The organism is Escherichia sp. MOD1-EC6162 (genome assembly GCF_002965125.1).
Classification (GTDB): domain Bacteria; phylum Pseudomonadota; class Gammaproteobacteria; order Enterobacterales; family Enterobacteriaceae; genus Escherichia; species Escherichia marmotae.
This window is the reverse complement of the sequence record NZ_PTSB01000017.1, coordinates 73,839-99,774: the sequence shown is the minus strand read 5'-3', so window position 1 is coordinate 99,774 and position 25,936 is coordinate 73,839. Positions and strand designations below refer to the sequence as shown.

General features: G+C 52.0%; 25 protein-coding genes. 10 read left to right on the top strand and 15 right to left on the bottom strand.

What is annotated here, in order from left to right; genetic code table 11:
• Positions 1-138 precede the first annotated feature (138 nt).
• The 4 genes from hemG to pepQ are packed head-to-tail and all read right to left on the bottom strand — an operon-like array spanning position 139 to position 4,131.
• Positions 139-684, bottom strand: a complete 546-nt coding sequence (hemG, locus tag A9587_RS15335; protein WP_000853977.1) for a menaquinone-dependent protoporphyrinogen IX dehydrogenase — start codon at positions 682-684, stop codon at positions 139-141.
• Between the two features lie 11 nt (positions 685-695).
• Complete coding sequence (trkH, locus tag A9587_RS15330; protein WP_000545680.1) at positions 696-2,147, bottom strand: Trk system potassium transporter TrkH; 1,452 nt, start codon at positions 2,145-2,147, stop codon at positions 696-698.
• Positions 2,148-2,185: 38 nt separating this feature from the next.
• Positions 2,186-2,800, bottom strand: coding sequence for an IMPACT family protein (locus A9587_RS15325; RefSeq protein WP_001517360.1), 615 nt, complete (start codon positions 2,798-2,800; stop codon positions 2,186-2,188).
• Complete coding sequence (gene pepQ / locus A9587_RS15320) at positions 2,800-4,131, bottom strand: Xaa-Pro dipeptidase (protein ID WP_001517361.1); 1,332 nt, start codon at positions 4,129-4,131, stop codon at positions 2,800-2,802. Before pepQ ends, A9587_RS15325 begins: the two co-directional genes overlap by 1 nt.
• Positions 4,132-4,319: 188 nt before the next feature.
• Here pepQ and fadB point away from each other — a divergent pair, with 188 nt between their 5' ends.
• A complete protein-coding gene (gene fadB, locus A9587_RS15315) occupies positions 4,320-6,509 on the top strand; it encodes a fatty acid oxidation complex subunit alpha FadB (protein WP_000965974.1) in 2,190 nt (729 codons plus the stop codon).
• Between the two features lie 9 nt (positions 6,510-6,518).
• Positions 6,519-7,682, top strand: coding sequence for an acetyl-CoA C-acyltransferase FadA (gene fadA / locus A9587_RS15310; RefSeq protein WP_105263725.1), 1,164 nt, complete (start codon positions 6,519-6,521; stop codon positions 7,680-7,682).
• A 148-nt stretch (positions 7,683-7,830) separates the two neighbouring features.
• On the opposite strand, the gene fre is transcribed toward fadA, so the two are convergent.
• Together fre and ubiD are read right to left on the bottom strand one after the other, a co-directional pair.
• Positions 7,831-8,532, bottom strand: a complete 702-nt coding sequence (fre, locus tag A9587_RS15305) for an NAD(P)H-flavin reductase (protein ID WP_001517365.1) — start codon at positions 8,530-8,532, stop codon at positions 7,831-7,833.
• Between the two features lie 45 nt (positions 8,533-8,577).
• Positions 8,578-10,071 carry a 4-hydroxy-3-polyprenylbenzoate decarboxylase gene (gene ubiD, locus A9587_RS15300; RefSeq protein ID WP_000339824.1) on the bottom strand — a complete coding sequence of 498 codons (1,494 nt, stop codon included), beginning with the start codon at positions 10,069-10,071 and terminating at the stop codon, positions 8,578-8,580.
• Positions 10,072-10,237: 166 nt separating this feature from the next.
• Here ubiD and rfaH point away from each other — a divergent pair, with 166 nt between their 5' ends.
• The gene (rfaH, locus tag A9587_RS15295) at positions 10,238-10,726 is read left to right on the top strand and encodes a transcription/translation regulatory transformer protein RfaH (RefSeq protein ID WP_001192396.1); all 489 of its coding nucleotides are present in this window, start codon (positions 10,238-10,240) and stop codon (positions 10,724-10,726) included.
• Here rfaH and tatD read toward each other — a convergent pair.
• The 9 genes from tatD to udp form a co-directional block, all read right to left on the bottom strand.
• Positions 10,723-11,505, bottom strand: a complete 783-nt coding sequence (tatD, locus tag A9587_RS15290) for a 3'-5' ssDNA/RNA exonuclease TatD (RefSeq protein WP_105263724.1) — start codon at positions 11,503-11,505, stop codon at positions 10,723-10,725. The genes rfaH and tatD overlap by 4 nt on opposite strands.
• Positions 11,506-11,546: 41 nt before the next feature.
• Positions 11,547-12,323 carry a Sec-independent protein translocase subunit TatC gene (gene tatC / locus A9587_RS15285; RefSeq protein WP_000109943.1) on the bottom strand — a complete coding sequence of 259 codons (777 nt, stop codon included), beginning with the start codon at positions 12,321-12,323 and terminating at the stop codon, positions 11,547-11,549.
• A 2-nt stretch (positions 12,324-12,325) separates the two neighbouring features.
• Entirely contained in the window at positions 12,326-12,841 is a 516-nt protein-coding gene (gene tatB, locus A9587_RS15280) for a Sec-independent protein translocase protein TatB (protein ID WP_105263723.1), read from the bottom strand.
• Positions 12,842-12,844: 3 nt separating this feature from the next.
• Entirely contained in the window at positions 12,845-13,114 is a 270-nt protein-coding gene (gene tatA, locus A9587_RS15275; protein WP_001517367.1) for a Sec-independent protein translocase subunit TatA, read from the bottom strand.
• A 78-nt stretch (positions 13,115-13,192) separates the two neighbouring features.
• Entirely contained in the window at positions 13,193-14,833 is a 1,641-nt protein-coding gene (gene ubiB, locus A9587_RS15270; RefSeq protein WP_000187550.1) for a ubiquinone biosynthesis regulatory protein kinase UbiB, read from the bottom strand.
• Positions 14,833-15,438, bottom strand: a complete 606-nt coding sequence (gene ubiJ, locus A9587_RS15265; RefSeq protein WP_001116105.1) for a ubiquinone biosynthesis protein UbiJ — start codon at positions 15,436-15,438, stop codon at positions 14,833-14,835. The genes ubiB and ubiJ overlap by 1 nt, the downstream gene beginning before the upstream one ends.
• Before the next feature lie 13 nt (positions 15,439-15,451).
• Positions 15,452-16,207, bottom strand: a complete 756-nt coding sequence (gene ubiE, locus A9587_RS15260) for a bifunctional demethylmenaquinone methyltransferase/2-methoxy-6-polyprenyl-1,4-benzoquinol methylase UbiE (protein WP_000227958.1) — start codon at positions 16,205-16,207, stop codon at positions 15,452-15,454.
• Positions 16,208-16,301: 94 nt separating this feature from the next.
• A complete protein-coding gene (gene rmuC / locus A9587_RS15255) occupies positions 16,302-17,729 on the bottom strand; it encodes a DNA recombination protein RmuC (protein WP_000347690.1) in 1,428 nt (475 codons plus the stop codon).
• Between the two features lie 140 nt (positions 17,730-17,869).
• Positions 17,870-18,631, bottom strand: a complete 762-nt coding sequence (udp, locus tag A9587_RS15250; RefSeq protein WP_000045177.1) for a uridine phosphorylase — start codon at positions 18,629-18,631, stop codon at positions 17,870-17,872.
• Positions 18,632-18,892: 261 nt separating this feature from the next.
• Between udp and A9587_RS15245 the strand changes: the two genes are divergently transcribed.
• From A9587_RS15245 to A9587_RS15215, 7 genes are all read left to right on the top strand, one after another.
• Entirely contained in the window at positions 18,893-19,702 is an 810-nt protein-coding gene (locus tag A9587_RS15245; protein WP_010377425.1) for a dienelactone hydrolase family protein, read from the top strand.
• Between the two features lie 256 nt (positions 19,703-19,958).
• Positions 19,959-20,627, top strand: a complete 669-nt coding sequence (locus A9587_RS15240; protein WP_001517370.1) for a cysteine hydrolase family protein — start codon at positions 19,959-19,961, stop codon at positions 20,625-20,627.
• Between the two features lie 5 nt (positions 20,628-20,632).
• Entirely contained in the window at positions 20,633-21,493 is an 861-nt protein-coding gene (locus A9587_RS15235) for a DUF2877 domain-containing protein (protein WP_016249452.1), read from the top strand.
• Positions 21,494-21,587: 94 nt separating this feature from the next.
• Complete coding sequence (fdrA, locus tag A9587_RS15230; RefSeq protein ID WP_105263722.1) at positions 21,588-23,147, top strand: acyl-CoA synthetase FdrA; 1,560 nt, start codon at positions 21,588-21,590, stop codon at positions 23,145-23,147.
• Positions 23,144-24,568, top strand: coding sequence for a DUF1116 domain-containing protein (locus tag A9587_RS15225; RefSeq protein ID WP_024193619.1), 1,425 nt, complete (start codon positions 23,144-23,146; stop codon positions 24,566-24,568). Before fdrA ends, A9587_RS15225 begins: the two co-directional genes overlap by 4 nt.
• Positions 24,561-25,517: a carbamate kinase gene (gene arcC / locus A9587_RS15220; RefSeq protein ID WP_000240541.1), complete on the top strand. Its 957-nt coding sequence runs from the start codon at positions 24,561-24,563 to the stop codon at positions 25,515-25,517. Before A9587_RS15225 ends, arcC begins: the two co-directional genes overlap by 8 nt.
• Positions 25,518-25,533: 16 nt before the next feature.
• The gene (locus tag A9587_RS15215; RefSeq protein ID WP_001517374.1) at positions 25,534-25,923 is read left to right on the top strand and encodes an allophanate hydrolase-related protein; all 390 of its coding nucleotides are present in this window, start codon (positions 25,534-25,536) and stop codon (positions 25,921-25,923) included.
• The last annotated feature ends 13 nt before the right edge of the window (positions 25,924-25,936 follow it).

Below are 25,936 nucleotides of genomic sequence, written 5' to 3'. Positions count from 1 at the left end.
CTCAGGAGAACCCCGCTGACCCGGCGGCTTATTTGCCGTTGTTCCGTGTCAGTGGTGGCGCATTATAGGGAGTTATTCCGGCCTGACAAGAGGAAATTTAAAATAATTTTCCGAATGCGTGTTTTTTATTCTTTATGCTTATTTCATCATCGGTTTGTTGGTTAAATGGGCGATTTCTCGGGCAAAATTCGCTACCTGTTCCCAATCGGTATAGACAACTTCTTTGCGCGTATCCGTTTCTCCGCCAGACATCTTCATAATCAGCTTGATCATAAAGCGGTCGTACCAACGGTAGCGTGGATAACGCAGCGCCCCAGCGATAACCGCGCAGCGATCGGGACGCCATTGTGAGTTCATCAAGAACTTCCGCGCGTAGCTGTTGGTCTGCACAGTACGCTTCTCCGGTTTGCGCGCCACCAGGTTCACCGAGTAAAAGGCGCTCGGCATGGAGTTCAGGCGTGTGGCATGCGTTTTGACAAACTCCTGGAACGCAGAATGGTAATGACCGTAGCGAATAGATGCACCAATTACCACGCAGTCGTAGTTTTCCCATTCTGGTTCTTCGGTGCGATGCAAGTTGACAACATCCGCCTGGCTCCCCAGTTCTTTCAATTCCGAAGCCAGATACGAGGCAATCTCGCGCGTTTGTCCATCCCTTGTTGAGAAAAGAATTAATGTTTTCACGTATTACTCCATCATTCACGCCAGAAAGTCGGGGTAAAGAGCACCAGCAATGTAAAGACCTCGAGACGACCAAATAGCATATTGGCAATCAGGATCCATTTAGCCACCGGATTCATGCTGGTAAAGTTATCAGCAACCACACCAAGCCCTGGCCCCAGGTTATTCAATGTCGCAACAACCGACGCAAAGGCAGAAAAGTCATCCACACCAGTGGCGATAATCGCCAGCATACTGACAATAAAAACTAACGCATAAGCAGAGAAGAATCCCCACACGGCTTCAAGGATGCGTTCCGGCAATGCGCGGTTCCCTAGCTTAATGCTATAAACAGCATTCGGATGCACCAGACGTTTCAGCTCACGGTTCCCCTGTTTGAACAACAGCAGAATGCGGATCACTTTCAGGCCACCGCCCGTTGACCCGGCGCAACCACCGATAAATGCAGAGCACAACAGTAGTACCGGCAAAAAGAGCGGCCAGCGGGCAATGCTGTCGGTCGTAAACCCGGCGGTCGTCGCCATCGACACCACCTGGAAAAATGCCTGGTTAATCGTCATCAGCGCCGAACTGTAGACATTATGAAACCACAGTACGAGTGTACAAATAACCACCAGCGTAAACTGTACGCCGATAAACATGCGAAATTCCGGATCGCGCCAGTAAACCTTCAGACTACGCCCACTTAACAGCGAGAAGTGCAGACCGTAGTTACAGCCGGAGATCAGCAAGAAAATAGCAATAATAGTGTTAATGGTCGGGCTATCGAAATAGCCAACACTAGCATCATGTGTCGAGAAACCACCAATAGCGATTGTCGCAAAGCTATGACCGATGGCATCAAAGGCATCCATTCCAGCAAACCACAGCGCCAGCGCACAGGCGACGGTCAACAGAACATAAATCAACCACAAAGTTTTTGCCGTTTCCGCAATACGCGGGCGCATTTTGTTATCTTTCAGCGGGCCGGGCATTTCCGCGCGATAGAGCTGCATTCCACCTACACCGAGAATAGGCAGTATCGCGACTGCTAACACGATGATCCCCATCCCGCCAAACCATTGCAGCATCTGGCGATAAAAGAGGATGGCATGAGGGAGTGAGTCCAACCCCACCAGCGTCGTTGCGCCTGTGGTGGTCAGACCGGAGAAGGATTCAAAAAACGCATCTGTAATGGTGAGGTTCGGGCTTTCCGAGAAGATAAAAGGGAGCGCACCGACACTACCCAGCACGGTCCAGAACAGCACTACAATCAGAAACCCTTCGCGGGATTTCAGCTCGCCCTTCTCTTTACGGTTCGGCCACCACAGCATGGAGCCAATCGCGAGGGCGACAAAAAAAGTCTGGGTAAATGCGCGGCCCGCCCCATCCCGGTAGATGAGCGCTACCAGCCCTGGGATAATCATGGTCCCTGAAAATAAGATGACCAGTAGTCCAACGATTCGGGTTATGGCGCGAAAATGCATCTCTGCCGCTTCCTTAGTTCTGCAAAATGAAGTGGGGATTATTCTTCAATCGCTAACAATTGCAATGAACCACGGCTAAAATCCGCCAGCTTTGCGGAAAATTCAGCCACTTTCGCCGCCGGAAGCGCCACCCGCAGCAGAACGAATGCCTGATAATCGCTGGTAATAACTTTGCCGTCACACTGCCCCAGCAACGCTTCAATACCGGTTAACTGACTATATTCACATTGCAAAGTATATTCGGTTAATGGCGTCTTGCGTTGGGTCGTTAGCTGGCGCAGAGCCTGATTCACTCCGCCGCCATAAGCTTTCACTAACCCACCGGTGCCCAGCAATATGCCGCCGTAGTAGCGCACCACCACGGCGGTAATTTCCCCGACGCCGCTGCCCATCAGTTGGGCGAGCATCGGTTTACCTGCCGTTCCCGCCGGTTCACCGTCATCGGAGAAGCCCAGTTGTTGTGAATCGTCAGGCGCCCCCGCCACCCACGCCACGCAATGGTGGCGAGCATCGGGGTGTTCTGCCCGTACTGATTCAACAAACGCTTTCGCCGCCTCGACGCCATCGGTATGTGCCAACAGCGTAATGAAGCGGCTTTTTTTGATCTCTTCAACGACCGTGACCGGTGCCGCAGGAATTAACCAGCTTTCCATCACGCCAGCTTCAAATCCCGGGTCATGTTTTCCACGTTATTTTCGTGGATCACCACGTTGTCTTCGATACGAATGCCGCCGAACGGTTTCAGTGCTTCAATTTTCTGCCAGTTGAAGTGTTTGCTGAACTGCCCTTCACGCCACGGAGCCAGCAGCGATTCGATGAAGTAGATACCCGGTTCAATGGTTAACACCATCCCCGGCTGGAGAATACGAGTGCAGCGCAGGTACGGATATTTTGCCGGTGCCGCGAGATGCGTACCACTATCATCCTGCATAAAACCGGCTACGTCATGCACCTGCAGGCCAAGCGGATGCCCGATACCGTGCGGCATAAACGGCCCGGTAAGATCGTTTTCGACCATCGCTTCTTCACTCATATCAGTGATGATTTGGTGTTTACGCAACAGTTTAGCGATGCGCTGATGGAACTGGATGTGGTAATCCACATAGCTGACACCCGCCTTCATGGTGGCGATCAGCGCCAGTTGTTCATCATTAACGTCTTTCACCAGTTGCGCATAGTCATTGTCGCTTTTTGCCGACCAGGTACGAGTCAGGTCAGCCGCATAGCCGTTATATTCGGCCCCGGCGTCCAGCAGGAAGCTGCGCATCTCTTCCGGCGCCTGATGATCCAGTTTGGTGTAATGCAACACCGCAGCATGTTCGTTAAGCGCCACAATGTTGCTGTAAGGTACGTCGGTATCACGATGGCCGGTCGCGGTCAGGTAGGCGATGTTGATATCGAACTCGCTCATACCGGAACGGAAGGCTTCTTCTGCCGCGCGATGACCATTGACCGCCATTTTCTGCGCTTCACGCATACAGGTCAGTTCGTACTCGGTTTTGAAAGAACGGTAGTAATGCAGGTAGTCAATGACCCCTTTCGGGTTGATGTTGCTGGCCTCAATGCCCAGTTGCAGCGCACGTTCCGGCACCGGACCAATATAACCGATATTGCCGCGCGCGGCAGGCAGTTGGCTACCAATACCATCAGCTTTCGGCAGCGCGATCACTTCCACATCTTCAGTCCAGAAGGAGGTCGGCAGCGGTTCGACGTTGTGCCAGTAATCAACCGGCAGATAAAACCACAGTTTCGGTTTGTTCACGCCATCCACCAGCAACCAGCAGTTTGGCACCTGAGTTACCGGCACCCATGCTTTGAATTGCGGGTTCACTTTAAACGGATAGGGATGATCGTCGAGAAAAACGTTGAACAGCTCGCCAGAGTGAATAAGTAATGCATCCAGCTTGAAGCGCGCCAGCGCATCGCGAGTCCGTTCTTGCAAGGTAGCTATATGATTTTTATAAAGCGAGGCCAGTGATTCCATTTTTTACCCTTCTGTTTTTTGACCTTAAGTCTCCGCATCTTAGCACAACGTTCATACAGAGCGTGATTTCTGCCGAGCGTGATCAGAACGGCATTTCTTTAATCTTTTATTTGCATATTTTTAACATAAAACACACACTTCAAGCCATCTGGTACGACCAGATCACCTTGCGGATTCAGGAGACTGACATGCTTTACAAAGGCGACACCCTGTACCTTGACTGGCTGGAAGATGGCATTGCCGAACTGGTGTTCGATGCCCCAGGCTCAGTTAATAAACTCGACACTGCAACCGTCGCCAGCCTCGGTGAGGCCATCGGCGTGCTGGAACAACAATCAGATTTAAAAGGGCTGCTGCTGCGTTCGAACAAAGCAGCCTTTATTGTCGGTGCCGATATCACCGAATTTTTATCGCTGTTTCTCGTTCCGGAAGAACAATTAAGCCAGTGGCTGCATTTTGCCAATAGCGTGTTTAATCGACTGGAAGACCTGCCGGTGCCGACCATTGCCGCGGTCAACGGCTACGCGCTGGGCGGTGGCTGCGAATGCGTGCTGGCGACCGATTATCGTCTGGCGACGCCGGATCTGCGTATCGGGTTGCCGGAAACCAAACTTGGCATCATGCCGGGCTTTGGCGGCTCCGTGCGTATGCCACGAATGCTGGGCGCTGACAGTGCGCTGGAAATCATTGCCGCCGGTAAAGATGTCGGGGCCGAACAGGCGCTGAAAATCGGTCTGGTTGATGGCGTAGTCAAAGCAGAAAAACTACTTGAAGGCGCGATGGCAATTTTACGCCAGGCCATTAACGGCGACCTCGACTGGAAAGCGAAACGTCAGCCGAAGCTGGAACCGCTGAAACTTAGCAAGATTGAAGCCACCATGAGCTTCACCATCGCTAAAGGGATGGTCGCACAAACAGCGGGGAAACATTACCCGGCCCCCATCACCGCAGTAAAAACCATTGAAGCCGCCGCCCGTTTTGGTCGTGAAGAAGCCTTAAACCTGGAAAACAAAAGCTTTGTTCCGCTGGCGCACACCAACGAAGCCCGCGCACTGGTCGGCATTTTCCTTAACGATCAATATGTAAAAGGCAAAGCGAAAAAACTTACCCAAGACGTTGAAACACCGAAACAGGCCGCTGTACTGGGCGCGGGCATTATGGGGGGCGGCATTGCTTACCAGTCCGCGTGGAAAGGCGTGCCGGTTGTCATGAAAGATATCAACGACAAGTCGTTAACCCTCGGCATGACCGAAGCCGCGAAACTGCTGAACAAGCAGCTTGAGCGCGGCAAGATCGATGGTCTGAAACTGGCTGGCGTGATCTCCACGATTCACCCAACGCTCGACTACGCCGGGTTTGACCGCGTGGATATTGTGGTAGAAGCGGTTGTTGAAAACCCGAAAGTGAAAAAAGCCGTGCTGGCAGAAACTGAGCAGAAAGTACGTCCGGATACCGTGCTGGCTTCTAACACTTCAACCATTCCTATCAGCGAACTGGCCAACGCGCTGGAACGCCCGGAAAATTTCTGCGGGATGCACTTCTTTAACCCGGTGCACCGGATGCCGTTGGTAGAAATTATTCGCGGTGAGAAAAGCTCCGACGAAACCATCGCAAAAGTTGTCGCCTGGGCAAGCAAGATGGGCAAGACGCCGATCGTAGTTAACGACTGCCCGGGCTTCTTCGTTAACCGCGTGCTGTTCCCGTACTTCGCTGGTTTCAGCCAGTTACTACGTGACGGTGCGGATTTCCGCAAGATCGACAAGGTGATGGAAAAACAGTTTGGCTGGCCGATGGGTCCGGCATACCTGCTGGATGTCGTGGGGATTGATACCGCGCATCACGCCCAGGCAGTGATGGCAGCGGGCTTCCCGCAGCGGATGCAAAAAGATTATCGCGACGCCATCGATTCATTGTTTGATGCCAACCGCTTTGGTCAGAAGAATTGCCTCGGTTTCTGGCGCTATAAAGAAGACAGCAAAGGCAAGCCGAAGAAAGAAGAAGATTCCGCCGTTGACGGCCTGCTGGCAGAAGTCAGCCAGCCAAAGCGTGATTTCAGCGAGGAAGAGATTATCGCCCGCATGATGATCCCGATGGTCAACGAAGTGGTGCGCTGCCTGGAAGAAGGCATTATCGCCACTCCGGCAGAAGCGGATATGGCGCTGGTCTACGGCCTGGGCTTCCCTCCGTTCCACGGCGGCGCGTTCCGCTGGCTGGACACCCTCGGCAGCGCGAAATATCTCGATATGGCGCAGCAATATCAGCACCTCGGCCCACTGTATGAAGTGCCGGAAGGTCTGCGTAATAAAGCGCGCCATAACGAACCATACTATCCCCCGGTTGAGCCAGCCCGTCCGGTTGGCGACCTGAAAACGGCTTAAGGAGTCACAATGGAACAGGTTGTCATTGTCGATGCAATTCGCACCCCGATGGGCCGTTCGAAGGGCGGTGCTTTTCGTCACGTGCGCGCGGAAGACCTCTCCGCTCATTTAATGCGTAGTCTACTGGCGCGTAATCCGGCGCTGGAAGCAGCGGCTCTCGACGATATTTACTGGGGTTGTGTGCAGCAAACGCTGGAGCAGGGTTTCAACATCGCCCGTAACGCGGCGCTGTTGGCAGAAGTGCCGCATTCCGTCCCGGCGGTTACCGTCAATCGCTTGTGTGGTTCATCCATGCAGGCATTGCACGACGCGGCACGAATGATCATGACTGGCGATGCGCAGGCATGTCTGGTCGGCGGTGTGGAACACATGGGTCATGTACCAATGAGCCACGGTGTCAATTTTCACCCGGGTCTTAGCCGCAATGTTGCCAAAGCGGCGGGCCTGATGGGCTTAACGGCAGAAATGCTGGCGCGTATGCACGGTATCAGCCGTGAAATGCAGGATGCCTTTGCCGCACGGTCACACGCTCGTGCCTGGGCCGCCACGCAGTCGGGCGCATTTAAAAATGAAATCATCCCGACAGGTGGTCACGATGCCGACGGTGTACTGAAGCAGTTTAATTACGACGAAGTGATTCGCCCGGAAACCACCGTGGAAGCCCTCGCCACGCTACGTCCGGCGTTCGATCCGGTCAGCGGTACGGTAACGGCGGGCACGTCTTCTGCGCTTTCCGATGGTGCTGCAGCCATGCTGGTGATGAGTGAAAGCCGCGCCCGTGAATTAGGTCTTAAGCCACGCGCCCGCGTGCGTTCGATGGCGGTTGTCGGTTGTGACCCGTCGATTATGGGTTACGGCCCGGTTCCGGCCTCGAAGCTGGCGCTGAAAAAAGCGGGGCTTTCTGCCAGCGATATCGGCGTGTTTGAAATGAATGAAGCCTTTGCCGCGCAGATCCTGCCGTGTATTAAAGATCTGGGGCTGATGGAGCAGATTGACGAGAAGATCAACCTCAACGGTGGCGCGATCGCACTGGGTCATCCGCTGGGCTGTTCCGGTGCGCGTATCAGCACCACGCTGCTGAATCTGATGGAACGCAAAGATGCCCAGTTTGGTCTGGCGACGATGTGTATCGGTCTGGGTCAGGGCATTGCGACGGTGTTTGAGCGGGTTTAAACACTTGCCGGATGCGGCGTGAACGCCTTATCCGGCCTACGGTTCAGGACTCTTTGTAGGCCGGATAAGACGCGACATAGAGTAATGCCACTGAATAAAGCTTTAGTTGCCGTTTTTCCCGCCTGTCAGGGGCGGGTTTTTTTAACCCTTAGATAAACGCAAACGCATCGCCAAACAGGCGATCTTCCCGCGCATTACGCTCATTGCAGAACAGGTCTCGGGCGATTTTCGCCATCTCAAAACGTCCAGCGATATAGATATCATGCTCTGCTAACGTACCGTGATCCTGCAACACCGCCGTTAATACCGTACCGGTACGCCCTCGCCAACCCGCTTCCGGCTGTTCAACCACCGGCACCACTTGTAAACCAGGATGCTTAAGCGAAAGCGCCTCAAGCTCAGAAAGATCGTACAGATGTTGCTGCTCACGCCCGCCCCAGTAAATAGTGATATTACGATTGGGATTACGCGCCAGCGCCGTCAGCAAAATAGAACGGGCATAAGAGAAGCCCGTGCCGCCGGCAATAAGAATCATTGGACGCTCTTCATCATCGCGCAGCCAGGCTTCACCGTGGGGGATATCGACTACGATTTGATGATCTTTAAGGATGCGGTCCATGACAGCTTTCGCGTAAAGATTGATTTCAGAAGCACCGATATGCAACTCGATAAATCCTTTTTCATCAGGCGTTGAGGCCATTGAAAATGGGCGTTTATCGCGCTCGTCCATCACTACCATCAAATACTGACCTGCACGGAATGAAAAGGCCGCATCTGGCACGATTCGAACACGGTATACGGTATCCGTGATAGCTTCTACCGAGGTCACTTTACAGCTTAAGGTTGTCATGCGCTTTCTCTGTCGGATCAATAAATAGGGCAAAACAAACGCGCATCAGGCGCTTTTACCGTTGTTAAAGATGGCCAGTTCATCCCAGATTGCGTCAATATGCGCAACAACATCCGGATCTTTCTTGATAGGACGCCCCCACTCACGCTGGGTTTCCCCTGGCCATTTATTCGTGGCATCCAGCCCCATTTTTGAACCCAGCCCGGAAACAGGCGAGGCAAAGTCCAGATAATCAATAGGCGTATTTTCAACCAGCACCGTATCCCGCGCCGGGTCCATGCGGGTAGTAATCGCCCAAATCACATCGTTCCAGTCGCGTGCGTTGACATCATCATCGCAGACGATCACAAATTTAGTGTACATAAACTGACGTAAGAACGACCAGACGCCCATCATGACGCGCTTTGCGTGTCCAGCGTACTGTTTTTTGATCGTCACTACCGCCAGTCGATAAGAGCAGCCCTCCGGCGGCAGATAAAAATCAACAATTTCCGGGAACTGTTTTTGCAGAATCGGCACGAACACTTCGTTCAGCGCCACGCCCAACACCGCAGGTTCATCTGGCGGACGACCGGTATAGGTGGAGTGGTAAATCGCATCTTCACGCTGGGTAATGTGCGTTACGGTAAAGACAGGGAAGCTATCAACTTCATTATAGTAACCCGTGTGGTCACCATATGGGCCTTCTGCAGCCATCTCACCCGGGTCGATATACCCTTCCAGCACGATTTCTGCACTGGCAGGTACTTCGAGGTCATTAGAAATGCACTTCACCACTTCGGTTTTGGTGCCACGTAACAATCCGGCAAAGGCGTATTCCGACAACGTATCCGGCACTGGCGTCACCGCGCCGAGAATCGTCGCAGGATCAGCCCCCAGAGCAACAGAGATCGGAAAACGTTCACCCGGATGCGCCGCGCACCACTCCTGATAATCCAGCGCACCGCCGCGGTGCGACAGCCAGCGCATAATCAGCTTGTTTTTACCAATCAACTGCTGGCGATAAATGCCAAGATTTTGCCGCTCTTTGTGCGGCCCCCGCGTCACCGTCAACCCCCAGGTAATCAACGGAGCAGCATCTTCCGGCCAGCAGGTCATAATGGGAATGCGGTTGAGATCGACATCATCACCAGAAACAATTTTTTGCTGACAGGGCGCACCACGTAACCGTTTCGTCGGCATGTTCAACACCTGCTTAAACTGCGGCAGCTTATCAAACAGATCGCGAAAGCCTTTTGGCGGCTCCGGTTCTTTCAGAAACGCTAATAATTTACCGACTTCCCGCAACGCCGAAACATCCTCTTGCCCCATACCCATAGCGACACGTTTCGGCGTACCAAACAGGTTGCACAGCACCGGCATTGAATAACCTTTAGGATTTTCAAACAACAGCGCAGGTCCACCGGCACGCAATGTGCGGTCGGCTATTTCAGTCATTTCCAGATGCGGATCCACCGGGAGCGTGATACGTTTTAGCTCACCCTGCTGTTCAAGCAAGGTCAGGAAGTCGCGTAAATCGTTATATTTCATGGCGTCCATTGTAGCCTCTTAATCTGCGCACATTATACGGCGTTCATCTTTACGATGCTGTAAATTTGTTAAATTAGCGTGAACTCAGGCGGTATAACGCAAACCCGGGAATATAATTAACTTAACGCATCGCTTTTGCTATTCTTGCGCCCCGATTAAACGGATAAGAGTCATTATGCAATCCTGGTATTTACTGTACTGCAAGCGCGGGCAACTCCAACGTGCCCAGGAACACCTCGAAAGACAGGCGGTTAATTGCCTGGCGCCGATGATCACCCTGGAAAAAATCGTACGAGGCAAACGTACTGCAGTCAGTGAGCCATTGTTCCCCAACTACCTGTTTGTGGAATTTGATCCAGAAGTGATTCATACCACCACCATCAACGCCACTCGGGGTGTCAGCCACTTTGTCCGTTTTGGCGCATCGCCAGCGATAGTCCCATCGGCGGTGATTCATCAGTTATCGGTGTATAAACCGAAAGACATTGTCGATCCGGCAACGCCATATCCAGGTGATAAGGTGATTATTACCGAAGGTGCTTTCGAAGGTTTTCAGGCCATTTTCACCGAACCCGACGGTGAGGCACGCTCTATGCTCTTGCTTAATCTTATCAATAAAGAGATTAAGCACAGTGTGAAGAACACCGAGTTCCGCAAACTCTAGAACGCAATCCCAAATAACTTTTTGACATTGGCATCCGTGGTGGCACCCAGCCATGCGGCATCTTCCCCACGCCAGTGCGCAATACGTTGCAAAATATGGGGCAAACAGGCTGGCTCGTTGCGCCGGGAGGATGGCTTCGGCGTGAGATCGCGTGGGAGCAAATACGGTGCATCAGTTTCAATCAGTAGTTTATCTGCCGGAATCAACGGCAACAGTTCTCGCAGTTCCAGTCCGCGTCGTTCATCGCAAACCCAACCAGTAATGCCAATATAAATGCCTCGCACCACACATGCCTGCATCTCTTCGCGTGTGCCAGTAAAACAGTGCAACACCGCGCCAGGTAGTTTATCCAGCCACGGCTCCAGCAATGTAATAAACCGCTCATGGGCATCGCGACAGTGCATAAACACCGGCATGTTTAATTCTGCGGCAATACGCAACTGGGCAACAAAGGCACGTTCCTGTTCTTCTGGCGTAGAAAAGTTGCGGTTAAAGTCGAGGCCACACTCACCCATCGCCACCACTTCTGGCTGCGAGGCCAGCTCCACAAGCACTTCTTCTGTTGCATCTTGCCACTGGCTGCTGTCGTGAGGATGCACGCCTGCCGTTGACCAACAGTGCAGATACTGACGCGCCAGTTTTTGCGCCTGTTGGCTTTCGTGCAGGTTAGTGCCGGTGATGAGTAGCCCATCAACACCCGCAGCAAAAGCGCGTGCCACAACATCATCGCGGTCTTTCGCAAATTGCGAACTGGTCAAATTAACGCCGATATCAAACATCCTGCTCTCCATATGACAACCGCCCTGACGGGCGGTTGAATTTATTCTTCAGTTTTTTCGCTTTCTGCTTCAGCGTCGTTTTCTTCTTCCCGGTTTCGACCTTTACCAACGTAAAAGCGTGAGAAGAAGACACCGATTTCAAACAGGCAGTACATCGGGATCGCCAGCAGCGTTTGCGAGAAGACATCCGGCGGCGTCAGTAGCATCCCGACAACAAATGCGCCAACCAGCACATACGGGCGTTTTTTGCGTAAGTCTTCTGGAGAGGTAATCCCCATCCAGCACAGCAGCACAATTGCCACCGGTACTTCGAAGGAGACGCCAAACGCCATAAACAACGCCATAACGAAGCTTAAGTAGCTGGCGATGTCGGTGGACACCTGTACCCCTTCTGGCGCGGTATTGGCAAGGAAGCCAAATGCCAGCGGGAAGACCACAAAATAGGCAAACGCCATACCGATATAAAACAGCAGAGAGCTGGAAACCAGCAACGGCACCACCAGACGACGTTCGTGCTTATACAGCGCGGGAGCGATAAACGCCCACACCTGATAGAGAATCACCGGCGCTGACAGAATCAGCGACACCATAAAGGTCAACTTGATCGGCGTAAAGAACGGCGAGGCCACGTCGGTGGCGATCATCGTTGAACCTTGCGGCAACTGCTTGATCAACGGCGCGGATACCAGGTGATAGATATCATTGGCGAAATAGACCAGGCACAGAAATATCACGATCACCGCGATAATGCAGTTCAGCAGACGCTTACGCAGCTCAATCAGATGCGTGATAAGCGGTTGAGTATCTTCTACAGACATGTTTACGGTTTATCACTCGATGAAGGGGAAGATACAGCGGTTTTCGGTTCAGCATCCGCAGCAGGTTTTACCACCGGCTCTGGCGTGGCTTCTGGCTTCTGTTCCGGCGAGCTGGCCTGAGTTTCCGCAGCGGCAGGCGTGACGCCTTCATGCGCAGCCTCATTGTCTTTCACCACCGGGTTATGGATGGTGTGCGCTTCATCACTCACCTTTTCAGGATCGTTTGCGACGTAGGAACGTTTCATCGACTCCGCGGCCTGGCGCAGTTCATCCATCGACGCTTTCAGTTCGGGCGTCAGGTTAGTGAGACTCGCCTTTTCAACCTTTTTCAGGCTGTCCTGAAACTCCTGGAGTTTTAACTCCTGGGTCAGTTCGTTCTGCACCGTTGTCGCCAGTGAACGCAACGCACGAATCCAGCCCGCTACCGTTTTTACCGCCACAGGCAATCGTTGCGGCCCCAGAACGACGAGGCCGATGATGAATACCAATAGCAGTTCGCTAAAACCGATATCAAACACGGATTACACCTGCTCTTTATCGTGGCGCTTCGCGTCTTCTGTTTTAGCCTGTTCCTGGTTCGTATCCGCCTGCTTATCGACGATAGTTTTCGCAGTAAAATCAGCATCCTGACTGGTTTTATCCTGCTTTGGTTCATCATCGCTCATTGCTTTTTTAAAGCCTTTGATCGACGCACCAAGATCGGAACCGATGGAGCCGAGCTTTTTGGTGCCAAAAAGCAGTACAACGATGACGGCAATAATCAATAACTGCCAAATACTGATACCACCCATACATGTTCCTCTGTGGTAGATGATGATTAAACAAGGCCGCATTATACGTTACACGGCCCGCCTTGAGCGATGAAAAAATCAGCGTGTTTTGCGCCAACCGACAAACCAGGCGCTCAGCCCCCCCGCCATTAACCAGGCGGGCATCAACCCAAATTCAGGTCGGCTGACCAACAAGAATGTGCCACTTAATACTAATGTCGCACCAATTCCGAGAAAATAACGGGATTGTCCCTGACGCACATGATTCGACTGTAACTCGCGCGCAATCTTATCAACACTGTGCTGTAAATACTTGCCCTGGCGCAAACTGTCATAAACCAATTCAGGCAGTTCTGGCATTTTTTCGATCCAGAACGGCGCTTTTTCCTTAAAGGCTCTCACCAGCGCAGGAATACCAACCTGATCTTTAATCCACGATTCAAGGAAGGGTTTTGCAGTTTTCCATAAATCGAGCTGTGGATAAAGTTGCCGTCCAACGCCTTCGATATAGAGCAACGTTTTCTGAAGTAACACCAGTTGCGGCTGCACTTCCATGTTGAATCGACGCGCCGTATTAAACAGATTTAACAGCACATGTCCAAACGAAATTTCCGCCAGCGGTTTTTCAAAGATTGGCTCGCACACGGTACGAATGGCAAATTCAAAATCTTCCACGTTGGTATCTGGCGGCACCCAGCCTGAATCAACGTGCAACTCCGCCACTTTGCGATAGTCACGGTTAAAGAAGGCGATAAAGTTTTCCGCCAGATAGCGTTTATCTTCTTTGTTTAGCGAGCCAACAATCCCGCAATCAATACCGATATACTTCGGGTTTTCCGGGTGTTCGAAGCTTACGAAGATGTTGCCTGGGTGCATGTCGGCATGGAAAAAACTGTCACGGAAGACCTGAGTAAAAAACACCTGCACGCCGCGTTCCGCCAGCAATTTCATGTTGGTGCCGTTTTTCTCCAGCGCCGCGACATCAGAAACCGGAATGCCGTAGATGCGCTCCATCACCATCATCCCTTCGCTGCAATAGTCAGGGTAAACTTCCGGAATGTAGAGCATCGGGCTGTTTTCAAAATTGCGCCGCAACTGGATTGCGTTAGCGGACTCCCGCAACAAATTCAGTTCGTCGATCAACGTTTTCTCGTACTCGCGTACCACTTCAGTTGGGCGCAGACGACGTCCATCCGGCAGTAAGCGCGGCACCCAGCGGGCGAGACGATAAATAAGTTTCAGGTCCGCTTTAATAACCGGCAAAATATCCGGGCGGATAACTTTAATCACCACCTCTTTGCCATTCGATTTCAGCCGCGCAGTATGTACCTGCGCAACGGAAGCCGATGCCAGGGGCGTAATGTCAAAATCATCAAACCACGCTTCCACCGGCAAGCCGCCCATCGCCGCTTCAATTTGTGCTTTCGCCAGTTTGCCATCAAACGGTGCGACTTTGTCCTGCAATAACGCCAGTTGGTCGGCAATATTCGGCGGGAAAAGATCGCGGCGGGTCGATAACATCTGCCCAAACTTGATCCATACAGGACCCAGTTCTTGCAGCGCCAGTCGTAGCCGCTCGCCTAATGGTTTATCTTTATGCCGATTCGGCATCCAGAACAATGAGTATCGCCATAACCGCAGCGGCAAAGTGATACGCATTTTAGGAATCAGTTCATCAAGTCCGTAGCTTAAAAAAGTGCGAATGATGAAATACAGGCGCCGTACTTCACCTGGCGTCATTAAACTGCCTCCAGTTTTTCCAGCCGTTTGGTTAGCGCATCAACGGCACGTTCAACGGCGGCTGTCTCTTCCGCAAACCAGGCCACTTCAAGCGGACCTGGCGCCATACGCCACTCTTCGGTAATTGCTTCAGCCACATAACGTTGCTGGCGTTTAATACCGTGATGCAGGAACTTCGCGCCACCACGCAGGGCTTTGCTGATGCCTTCGGCAGCGATATCACCAGTATAAGGAGCCAGCAGCTCCGCTGGGTCAAACTCCGCGAGATCTGCCAGCGCAACGAAGTTCTGTACTACCTGAATATCGCCCTGCACTTCCAGCTCGCCGCTGCGGATTAACGCGGCAAGCTGCTGGCGATCGCGGAGTTTCGGTAACACGCTGGCATAAGCAATGACGGTGCAATCAGCATCACCCGCCCATTCTCCCAGAACATCGACCTGACGTTCGCTAAATACCAAAATCAGCGAGGTCGAAAAGCCTTTTACCTCTATGCGCAATACTTTGCCCAACAGACGCGAGCGGGCAGTTTTCAGCGCGGGTGAGCGATACAGGAAGGTGTTGAGCAGACTTTCTATTCCTGCCGTCACTAAAGGTTTAAAAGGCATAGTCGTACTCCTGTCAGAACTTATAACCACGGTGCAGCGCCACAACGCCAGCCGTCAGGTTGTAATAATCGACACTTTCGAATCCGGCATCTTGCATCATGGCTTTCAGGGTATCCTGATCGGGATGCATACGGATGGATTCTGCCAGATAACGGTAGCTGTCGGCGTCATTCGCCACCAGCGAGCCAATACGCGGCAACACATGGAAGGAGTAAGCGTCATAAGCTTTGCTTAGCGGCTCGATAATCGGCTTCGAGAACTCAAGCACCAGCAGACGACCGCCGGGTTTCAGCACGCGATACATCGAACGCAGCGCTTTATCTTTGTCAGTGACGTTACGCAGACCAAACGAAATGGTGATGCAATCAAAGGTGTTATCCGGGAACGGTAGAGCCTCGGCATTTGCCTGAACATACTCAACGTTGCCAATCACGCCGATATTACGCAGCTTCTCGCGCCCCATTTTGAGCATGGATTCATTGATATCAGCGAGGACCACTTTGCCAGTTTCACCGACCAGGCGGGAGAATTTCGCCGTCAGATCGCCAGTGCCGCCAGCCAGATCCAGCACGGTCTGCCCACGGCGTACGCCGCTACAATCGATCGTGAATCGCTTCCACAAACGATGAATACCAAAGGACATCAAATCGTTCATGACATCGTATTTCGATGCCACGGAATGGAAAACGTGGGCGACCATGTCCGCTTTTTGTTCCTTCGCGACGGTCTGAAAACCAAAGTGCGTCGTTTCTTGTGACTTATCCACCATCTCAATGCCTGCTCATCAAAAAATTGTTCCAGAAGTGTAACAGATTGGGCGTCGTTGCCCTAGATTTCTACCCGGCTTAGCTACCCCTAATGGGCTAACGCGATTGCTGATTATATTCATCATCACGTTGATAAGCTTCACCATTCGGCTGCTCCGGAACCGACCGCAATCGGTACTCTTCGTCCTGGCTTACCGCCTGATCGGCCAAATCCGGATTAATCTCGCGTTTAATTTCTACCCCTAAACCACGAAACGCTTCTGCCTGCGCCAGCACATTTCCGCGACCTGAAGAAAGTTTTTTCATCGCCTGGCGATAGTTATCCTGCGCTTTATCCAGACTTTGACCAATCGCAGACATATCATCAACAAACAGGCGCATTTTGTCGTACAGCTTGCTGGCACGATCAGCGATTTGCTGAGCGTTACGGCTTTGATGCTCATAACGCCACAGGTTGGCGATAGTACGCAACGCCACCAGCAGCGTGGTGGGGCTAACCAGCATAATATTGTTTTTCAACGCTTCGGTGATTAGCTCCGGCTGCCTGTCCAGCGCCAGTAAGAATGCCGGTTCGACGGGGATAAACATCAGCACGTAATCCAGGGTTCTTAGCCCCGGAAGCTGCTGATAATCTTTACGCCCCAACAAGCGGATATGGTTACGCACCGACGCGATATGTTCCTGCAATGCGCTTTCGCGGGTGTAGTCGTCTTCCGCATTGAAGTAGCGTTCATACGCGACCAGCGTCATTTTGGCGTCGATAACCACATCTTTCCCCTGTGGTAAGCGCACGATGACATCTGGTTGCATCCGCGAGCGGGCGTCATTTTCGATGCTGACCTGGGTTTCATATTCATACCCCTCACGCAACCCGGAAGCCTCCAGTACTCGCGTTAATACCACTTCGCCCCAGTTACCCTGGGTTTTATTGTCGCCTTTTAGCGCCCGTGTCAGGTTGATTGCTTCCTGGGCCATTTGGGCGTTGAGTTGTTGGAGATTGCGAATTTCGTGGGTCAGGGTATGGCGTTCTTGTGCTTCTTTACCAAAACTGTCCTGAACCTGACGGCGAAAACCATCCAGTTGTTCACGCAGCGGCGACAAAAGGCTGTTCAGACTCTGGCGATTTTGTTCATCAACCCGGCGATTGCTGTGTTCAAAAATACGGTTAGCGAGGTTTTCAAACTGCTCGCTTAAACGCTGTTCGCTGTTGATCATCTGGCGAATTTTATCGTCAGCATGTTGCTGTGCGGCTTCCATCCGCGTGGTCACTTCACGCAGATCGGCCTCCAGCGAGGTGTTAATACTTTGCAGGCTGCGCACTTCGTTATTGAGTAGTTCACACTCTTCACGCCAGTGCTCACTTTGGGTAATTTGTTGTTTTGCCGCACTTAACTCCGCAACCATCTCTTCACGTTCGGCTAGTTGCTCGGCTTTTTGCTGTGCATGTTGATAACTGGCAAACAGCCAGCCGATGGCCACACTGACCAGTGCAATAATGGCATAAACAATGATTGAGAAATCCACAAAGCCTCCTGACGCAACAACTTACCCGCACAAAATAGAATTGTGCTGTACAAACGTCCAGTTGGAAAGGCATTTCCTGCGAGGCGCTACGCAAAAATACAAAAGGCCGAACGTATCGGCCTTCAGACAGGAGAAGAGAATTACAGCAGACGACGCGCCGCTTCCACCACGATTTTCACCGCATGGCTTTCGGTTTGTTTCATCGTCTCAGCATTCGGGATCTCTTGCTGGGTGCGGTTAACAATAACGCCAGCTACCATACCGGCACGCAGGCCCTGGCTTGCACACATGGTCAGCAGAGTTGCAGATTCCATCTCATAATTCATTACGCCCATCGCCTGCCACTCTTCCATAGAGCCTTTAAAGTGACGGACTACACGGCCAGAATAAGTGTCGTAACGTTCCTGGCCCGGGTAGAAAGTGTCAGAAGAGGCAGTCACACCCACGTGAGTGGTTGCACCAATAGACTTCGCTGCTTCAACCAGCGCGGTAGTACATTCGAAATCAGCCACTGCCGGGAATTCCAGCGGTGCGAAATGCAGGCTCGCGCCATCCAGACGAACAGACGCCGTAGTAACCAGTACATCACCAACATTAATATGCGGCTGAATAGCGCCAGTCGTACCGATACGCAGGAAAGTGCGAATGCCAAGCTGTGCCAGTTCTTCAACGGCAATAGAAGTCGACGGACCACCGATACCGGTAGAACAAACGATAACAGGTTTACCATCCAGCTCTGCACGCCAGGTGGTGAATTCGCGGTGAGATGCCAGTTTAACCGGCTTATCCATTAGCGCGGCGATCTTTTCCACACGATCCGGGTCGCCAGGAACGATGGCTAGCGTAGCCCCTTGTAAATCGTTTTTAGTGAGGCCGAGATGAAAAACATCAGACTTGGACATATACAACTCCTCTGTGAATCGGTTTAGTCAGAAGAAGCAAAAAGATACTTTACCGAAGGGATTAACATTTTTTCGTGATAATCATCACTATGATGCAAATATGTTGCATACATTTACTCATCAAAAGTGACTTAAATCACATAATTTGCTCTTAAGTCAGTAAGGCTGCTTAAAAGATGAGCCATTTGAGGCAATGTGAATTGTTGCACGCTGACTATAGTTAACATTGCGCAAAATTTTCATAAGGGTACGGAGAATCCCATGACAACAACACAACAATCCGGATTTGCACCTGCTGCATCACCCCTCGCCTCAACAATTGTTCATACCCCGGACGATACGATTGTGGCAGGGTTCACCTCTATCCCTTCACAAGGGGATAACATGCCTGCTTATCATGCTCGTCCAAAGCAGAGCGATGGCCCACTACCTGTGGTCATTGTAGTGCAGGAAATTTTTGGTGTGCATGAACATATCCGCGACATTTGTCGCCGTCTGGCGCTGGAGGGGTATCTGGCTATCGCACCAGAACTTTACTTCCGCGAAGGCGATCCGAATGATTTCACCGACATCCCGACGCTGTTAAGTGGTCTGGTAGAAAAAGTACCTGACTCACAGGTGCTTGCCGATCTCGATCACGTCGCCAGTTGGGCGTCACGCAATGGCGGTGATGTGCATCGCTTAATGATCACTGGATTTTGCTGGGGTGGGCGAATCGCCTGGCTGTATGCCGCGCATAACCCGCAACTGAAAGCGGCAGTAGCGTGGTATGGCAAACTGACGGGCGACAAAACATTAAATTCACCGAAACAGCCTGTTGATATCGCGACTGACCTTAATGCCCCGGTTCTCGGGTTGTACGGCGGTCAGGATAACAGCATTCCGCAGGAGAGCGTTGAAACCATGCGCCAGGCGCTGCGGGCAGCGAACGCGAAAGCGGAGATTATCGTTTACCCGGATGCCGGACATGCATTCAACGCCGATTATCGCCCGAGCTATCATGCCGAGTCTGCGCAAGACGGCTGGCAGCGAATGCTGGAATGGTTTACGCAGTATGGTGTTAAAAAGTAACGCCATTGCCGCTAAATCTGATGATTAAGCTCACACAATTTCAACGATTTTTTTAATCTCAAAAACATACAGCATCAAAAAATTTGTTGCTGTATGCCACTATTTGACCCCCTTCACATTCGTCATCACACCACCTGCTGAATGCAAAAATTTCGTTGCTGTGCGGCAAACTTTTTTCCTGTTTTATACCGCTTTTCTCCTGAATACTCGCTCTCAGAACAACCGGATCGTTTAAACATCAGACAGGAGATTTACCATGACGCAATCCATTTTTCAGGCCCAACCCTTTGAATTACCTTTTGATCCGTGTACGACTGCACTGGTCATGATCGACATGCAGCGTGACTTTGTCGAGGCAGGAGGCTTCGGTGAGGCATTGGGTAATGATGTTTCACTGGTTCGCACAGCTATCGCGCCATGTACAGAGGTGCTGGCAGCCGCACGTCAAAAAGGAATTATGGTTATTCATACCCGTGAAGGCCATCGCGCTGACTTAAGCGACTGCCCACCAGCCAAACTGACACGCGGTGGTAAAACCTTTATTGGTGAACCAGGACCGATGGGACGCATTCTGGTCAGAGGTGAAGCAGGTCATGACATCATTCCTGAACTGTACCCGGTAGCAGGCGAACCGGTGATTGATAAACCTGGCAAAGGCGCTTTTTATCAAACCGACTTACATCTGATTTTGCAAAACCACGGTATCAAGACGCTGATTGTTTGTGGTGTGACTACCGAAGTTTGCGTAACCACCACCGTGCGCGAAGCAAATGACCGTGGCTATGAATGCATCATCCCGGAAGATTGTGTTGGCTCCTATTTCCCGGAATTCCAGAAATACGCCCTGGAAATGATCAAAGCACAAGGTGCCATTTTCGGTTGGGTAACTGATTCCAAAGCCATTATTGCAGGTCTGGAAGGCTAACACCGATGGTACAGGTTACGCTTTGCGCATCGTCGTTGGGGTATCTTTTTCCGCGGAATGAAACGCAAAATTTACGTCTGCATAGTGCTTTTAAGCATGCGGTAAATCTGTCTTCAGAAGCGGGAACATTCATCACCCTGCTGTGTGCGCAAACGTATCTGAATCTCCCTGATGCCGCCAGAGTCATCCTGCCTGAGCGTTGGGACTGGCGAAGAGAGATCGCCCGTTCAGATCCTGTTCAGTTAACCCCTGGCTTGCTACAAACACCTCGCTTTTACGTGGTGCTTCATAACACAACACTCTGGCAGCCGCCATTTGTGGGGGGAATGTTGACACTTGAGGCGTTCCCTTTGGTTTTACAGCACTACCCAACAATGGCATCGCAACGGCTTTTATTTTGTCTGGAGCATAACGTTCAAAGCACATTGCACCTGCCGGATAGCCTCATGCACGAGGGATTAGAGATTATGGAACATCCAGATGCGCTGGAACGCCAGGTGCCACAACTGATCGGCTTTGGCAAAGGCTTAACGCCCGATGGTGATGACTATTTGCTGGGCTATCTGGCGGCGCTCTGGTTATGGCAACTACCTGCACCACTTGCCGATCATCAATACCGGTTGCAGCAGGCAATTAACCAACATGCACACAACACCACGGATATTAGTCGTCATTATCTGGAGCGTGCACTTCAGGGACATTTTTCAGAACCGATTTGCCAGTTACTCGCACAACTGGTTGGGGGCGCATCGGCAATGACCATCGCATCTTGTGCTGAACGGGTCATGCAATTTGGCGCAACGTCAGGAGTGGACTGCCTTGCAGGAATGCTGCATGGCTTTCGAACCCTGAACACCATGAATTGATTTCAACCTTTTCTCCCGTAGCCCGTTTATGGCGCTACACGGGGATGCTTTGCCCGAATTTTGCTATCGGGCGGAATGAAACAGGCATAACAGCATGAAAGTTAAATATAAAGTTTTCAGCAATCTTTATCAGGACTCAGTGTCTCTGATGCAGATTTCCGCGCAAATCAGCAAGTTGCCCGGTATTCAACAGGCCTCGGTCGTCATGGGAACGCCCAATAATCTCGAACAATTGCGCGATGCGGGTCTGGGCGACGAAATCAACGCCAGCCCCAATGATTTAGTGATCGCGGTTATGGGTGAAGAAGAGATTTGCAATGAAGCACTGGTGCTGGCCCAACAACGTCTGACCAGCAAGCCTGATGATGAAACGGATAGTGGCATTAAAACACCGGAAAAGGTCAGTCTGGAAATGGCACTGGAAGCCGAACCCGAAGCCAACCTGGCACTCATTTCTGTACCGGGAGACTACGCCGCCGCCGAAGCGATTAAAGCGTTAAACCTCGGAATGAACGTGATGATGTTCAGCGATAACGTCAGTATCGAGCAGGAAAAATCCATCAAAACTCTAGCCCGGGAACGTCAGCGCATCGTAATGGGGCCGGACTGTGGAACCGCCATTGTTAACGGAATTCCGTTAGGCTTCGCCAATGTGGTGAAACGCGGAGCAATTGGTGTTATCGGTGCATCCGGCACCGGGTTACAGGAAGTGACTTGCCGAATCGACCGGCTCGGAGCAGGCATTTCTCAGGCTCTGGGAACAGGTGGGCATGATCTCCATGAAGAGATTGGTGGAATATCGATGCTCTTTGCTTTAGATGCACTGGCGCAAGATGATGAAACGCGCGTGATTGTGCTGATTTCAAAACCGCCGTCACCCATCGTTGCCCAAAATATTCTGGAGCGTGCCGAGGCTTGTGGAAAACCCGTGGTAGTGAATTTCCTCGGTGCAAATCCGCACGATCTGGCACGCCCCAATATCACCGCTGCCACCACGCTGGCCAGCGCTGCGGATATCGCCGTGGCGTTGCTAAATGCTCAGCCTCTTCCGGCTGTTGAGACAGAGGTTTCCTCTGCCGACCTCGCAATGTTAGAACACGCCAGCCAACATCTGTCAGCCCATCGCCAGGCGATACGCGGAGTTTTCGCCGGAGGAACCTTCTGTTACGAAGCGCAACTTATCTGCCAACAAAAGGGATTCAGCGCAGCCTCCAATACGCCAGTTGCGGGTAATCGCACACTGGCAAATATCTGGCAAAGCGAAGAACACACGCTGATCGATATGGGCGACGATGATTTCACCCGTGGCAAACCGCATCCAATGATCGACCCGACTCTGCGCAATCAACGTCTGCTCAACGAACTCAACGACTCACACACTGCCGTCGTGTTATTCGACCTGGTACTTGGTTATGGCGCTTCCGCTATGCCTGCCAGCGAATTACTGGAGCAACTTTCACACATCAACATGAATAACGCACCGTTGCTGATTGCGCACGTTTGCGGAACAGAAGCTGATCCACAAGTACGCAGCCAACAGATAAGTGCGCTGCAAAACGCAGGCGTCATCATCGCCAGCAGTAATGCACAGGCGGCGCTATGGGCCAGCACCGTTGCGCAGACTCAGTTGCAGAAAAAGGGGCTAAACGCATGAACACCTTATTTAATCAGCCTTTGAAGGTCGTGAACGCGGGACTACACAGTTTTGCTGACAATATTCAACACGCCGGGGGAAGCGCAATTGCCCTCAACTGGCAGCCACCAGCACAAGGCGATATTGACGCTGGATTGGATCTGGCATCGTTGCTACGTCATCCACTGGTAGAAAATGCCAACCAAATCGCCATGACACGTTATCTCGAAGCACAACCCGTGCTGGTGGATGTCATGCTCGCTAAAGAGGCCATTCCAGCAATGGCTGAACAAAAACGTATTTTGCACTCTGGTCCGCCGATTGCCTGGGAAGAGATGTGTGGTCCGGTAAAAGGAGCGATTATTGGTGCCATGCTGTACGAAGGTTGGGCCACCAACCAGCAAGATGCAGAAAACCAGATAACCGCAGGCGATATCGACCTTGCCCCTTGTCATCATTATCACGCGGTTGGCCCAATGGCAGGCATCATCAGCCCGTCAATGCCGTTATGGGTGGTAGAAAACAAAACCAACGGCCACCGTACTTTTAGCAATTTCAATGAAGGTCTGGGTAAGGTTCTCCGTTTTGGTGCCAATAACGACGAAGTTCTCAATCGTCTGGCCTGGATGCGCGATGAGCTGGCTCCGGCAATGAAAGCAGCAATCGCACAACACGGCGAGCTGGAACTCAAGCCATTAATGGCGCAGGCGCTGCATATGGGGGATGAAGTTCATAATCGCAATGCCGCTGCTACCGGTTTGCTGATTAAGCGTCTTCTTCCGGCATTGCTGGCCAGCTCTCTTCCACAAGAACATATCCAGCGCGCCGTGGCATTTATCACCAGTAACGATCACTTCTTCCTTAATCTGTCGATGGCTGCCTGCAAAGCGATGATGGATGCCGCCGCCAATGTACCGTTCAGTTCAATGGTTACGGTAATGGCGCGTAACGGGGTGAATTTTGGTATTCGGCTTTCCGGTACTGGCGATCGCTGGTTCCAGGCTCCCGCCAATGCAGTTGAAGGTCTGTTCTTCCCCGGATTTGGCGTTGACGACGCCGCTGCTGACCTGGGCGATAGCGCAATTACCGAAACCGCAGGTGTGGGTGGCTTCGCGATGGCGTCATCTCCGGCGATCGTCAAATTTGTGGGAGGCACCCCTGCCGATGCCACCAATAACAGCCGCCGGATGCAGGCAATCACCCTCGGCGGCAATCCCGCATTTACACTTCCGGCTCTCAATTTTGCCCCCACCGCAGCAGGGATTGATGCGCGTAAAGTGACCGACCGCGGCATTTTACCGGTCATCAATACGGGTATCGCCCACAAACAAGCGGGGGTCGGGCAAATTGGTGCCGGGATCACCACTGCGCCAATGGCCTGTTTTGTCGCCGCTGTACGTGCACTGGCTGAGATCGTCGCAAAGGAGAATCATCATGGTTAAGCCTCTGGCTGTTGTCGCGGTTGGCGGCAATGCGCTCATCCAAGACGATCAGCACAATAGTATCCCCGATCAATATGTTGCAGTGATGGAAAGCGTGCAGCATATCGTTGATATGGTTGAAGCCGGATGGGATCTGGTGCTAACCCACGGTAATGGGCCGCAGGTGGGCTTTATTCTGCGCCGCTCAGAACTTGCCAGTAACGAAGTTTCTCCGGTTCCGCTTGATTACGCCGTGGGTGATACACAAGGTGCTATTGGCTACATGTTCCAGAAGGCACTGCATAACGAACTGGCTCGCCGTGGCATAAACAAACCGGTAATTGCGCTGGTGACACAAACGCGAGTCAACCCACATGACGATGCTTTCACCAGCCCCAGTAAACCGATTGGCGCATTTCTCGATGAAGTAACGGCTCAACAACGCCAACAACAACTCGGCTGGACTCTGATGGAGGATGCCGGGCGCGGATGGCGGCGTACGGTTCCCTCTCCTGCGCCACTGGAAATTATTGAACATGGCACCATCGCTCATCTGGTGCGCCAGGGATATCTGGTCATTGCCTGCGGCGGTGGTGGTATTCCGGTGGTGCGAGACGGGCAACAACTGAAAGGTGTAGAAGCTGTGATCGATAAAGATCTGGCCTCCGCGCTGCTCGCCAGTCAGTTGGCCGCGGATCTACTGGTGATCCCCACCGGTGTAGAAAAAGTGGCGATTAACTTTGGTACACCACAACAACAGTGGCTCGATGCTATCAGCGTTGCCGAAGCACAAACGCTGTTGCGGGAAGGTCAATTTGGTATCGGCAGTATGCAACCAAAAGTGGAAGCCATTGTTGATTTCATCAATACCAGCCTGCAACAAGGCAAACAGGCCAGCGGCCTGATTACTTCACCGCAAACCATAAAAGCAGCCCTTTCGCATCAGAGCGGCACATGGATAACCCTTTAATTCTCTGGAGAACTCAATGACTACAACACTTTTAGCCGTTAACGGAACGCTGATGCGCGGCCTGGAACTCAACCCAAATATGCAAAAAGCGGGCGGCATTTTTGTCCGTGAAGACCGAACTGACGCCCATTACCGGTTGTGGAGTATTGACGATCGCCATCCGGGAATGATTCGCGTGAATGAAGGGGGAACACACGTCGACGTAGAAATTTGGCAACTGCCACTGGCCAGTTTTGCCGCTCTATTAATGAGCGAACCTGCCGGACTGGCAATTGGCAAAATCAAACTTGCCGATGGTAGCGAAGTGCTGGGCGTACTGGCAGAAAACTGGCTGACGGAAGGCCAACGGGAAATTACAGAACTGGGTAGCTGGCGCAAATACACCGGGCATTTTCATACTGTGTAACGCGCATTTATAA

Bases quoted from the DNA above. Each gene is read 5' to 3' on its own strand.
- tatC (WP_000109943.1), bottom strand. From the start codon at position 12,323: ATGTCTGTAGAAGATACTCAACCGCTTATCACGCATCTGATTGAGCTG.
- pepQ (WP_001517361.1), bottom strand. From the start codon at position 4,131: ATGGAATCACTGGCCTCGCTTTATAAAAATCATATAGCTACCTTGCAA.
- A9587_RS15245 (WP_010377425.1), top strand. From the start codon at position 18,893: ATGACAACAACACAACAATCCGGATTTGCACCTGCTGCATCACCCCTC.
- tatD (WP_105263724.1), bottom strand. From the start codon at position 11,505: ATGTTTGATATCGGCGTTAATTTGACCAGTTCGCAATTTGCGAAAGAC.
- ubiB (WP_000187550.1), bottom strand. From the start codon at position 14,833: ATGACGCCAGGTGAAGTACGGCGCCTGTATTTCATCATTCGCACTTTT.
- ubiD (WP_000339824.1), bottom strand. From the start codon at position 10,071: ATGGACGCCATGAAATATAACGATTTACGCGACTTCCTGACCTTGCTT.
- trkH (WP_000545680.1), bottom strand. From the start codon at position 2,147: ATGCATTTTCGCGCCATAACCCGAATCGTTGGACTACTGGTCATCTTA.
- arcC (WP_000240541.1), top strand. From the start codon at position 24,561: ATGGTTAAGCCTCTGGCTGTTGTCGCGGTTGGCGGCAATGCGCTCATC.
- tatA (WP_001517367.1), bottom strand. From the start codon at position 13,114: ATGGGTGGTATCAGTATTTGGCAGTTATTGATTATTGCCGTCATCGTT.
- A9587_RS15240 (WP_001517370.1), top strand. From the start codon at position 19,959: ATGACGCAATCCATTTTTCAGGCCCAACCCTTTGAATTACCTTTTGAT.
- A9587_RS15325 (WP_001517360.1), bottom strand. From the start codon at position 2,800: ATGGAAAGCTGGTTAATTCCTGCGGCACCGGTCACGGTCGTTGAAGAG.
- udp (WP_000045177.1), bottom strand. From the start codon at position 18,631: ATGTCCAAGTCTGATGTTTTTCATCTCGGCCTCACTAAAAACGATTTA.
- fdrA (WP_105263722.1), top strand. From the start codon at position 21,588: ATGAAAGTTAAATATAAAGTTTTCAGCAATCTTTATCAGGACTCAGTG.
- A9587_RS15225 (WP_024193619.1), top strand. From the start codon at position 23,144: ATGAACACCTTATTTAATCAGCCTTTGAAGGTCGTGAACGCGGGACTA.
- A9587_RS15215 (WP_001517374.1), top strand. From the start codon at position 25,534: ATGACTACAACACTTTTAGCCGTTAACGGAACGCTGATGCGCGGCCTG.
- A9587_RS15235 (WP_016249452.1), top strand. From the start codon at position 20,633: ATGGTACAGGTTACGCTTTGCGCATCGTCGTTGGGGTATCTTTTTCCG.
- ubiE (WP_000227958.1), bottom strand. From the start codon at position 16,207: ATGGTGGATAAGTCACAAGAAACGACGCACTTTGGTTTTCAGACCGTC.
- rfaH (WP_001192396.1), top strand. From the start codon at position 10,238: ATGCAATCCTGGTATTTACTGTACTGCAAGCGCGGGCAACTCCAACGT.
- fadA (WP_105263725.1), top strand. From the start codon at position 6,519: ATGGAACAGGTTGTCATTGTCGATGCAATTCGCACCCCGATGGGCCGT.
- fre (WP_001517365.1), bottom strand. From the start codon at position 8,532: ATGACAACCTTAAGCTGTAAAGTGACCTCGGTAGAAGCTATCACGGAT.
- ubiJ (WP_001116105.1), bottom strand. From the start codon at position 15,438: ATGCCTTTTAAACCTTTAGTGACGGCAGGAATAGAAAGTCTGCTCAAC.
- fadB (WP_000965974.1), top strand. From the start codon at position 4,320: ATGCTTTACAAAGGCGACACCCTGTACCTTGACTGGCTGGAAGATGGC.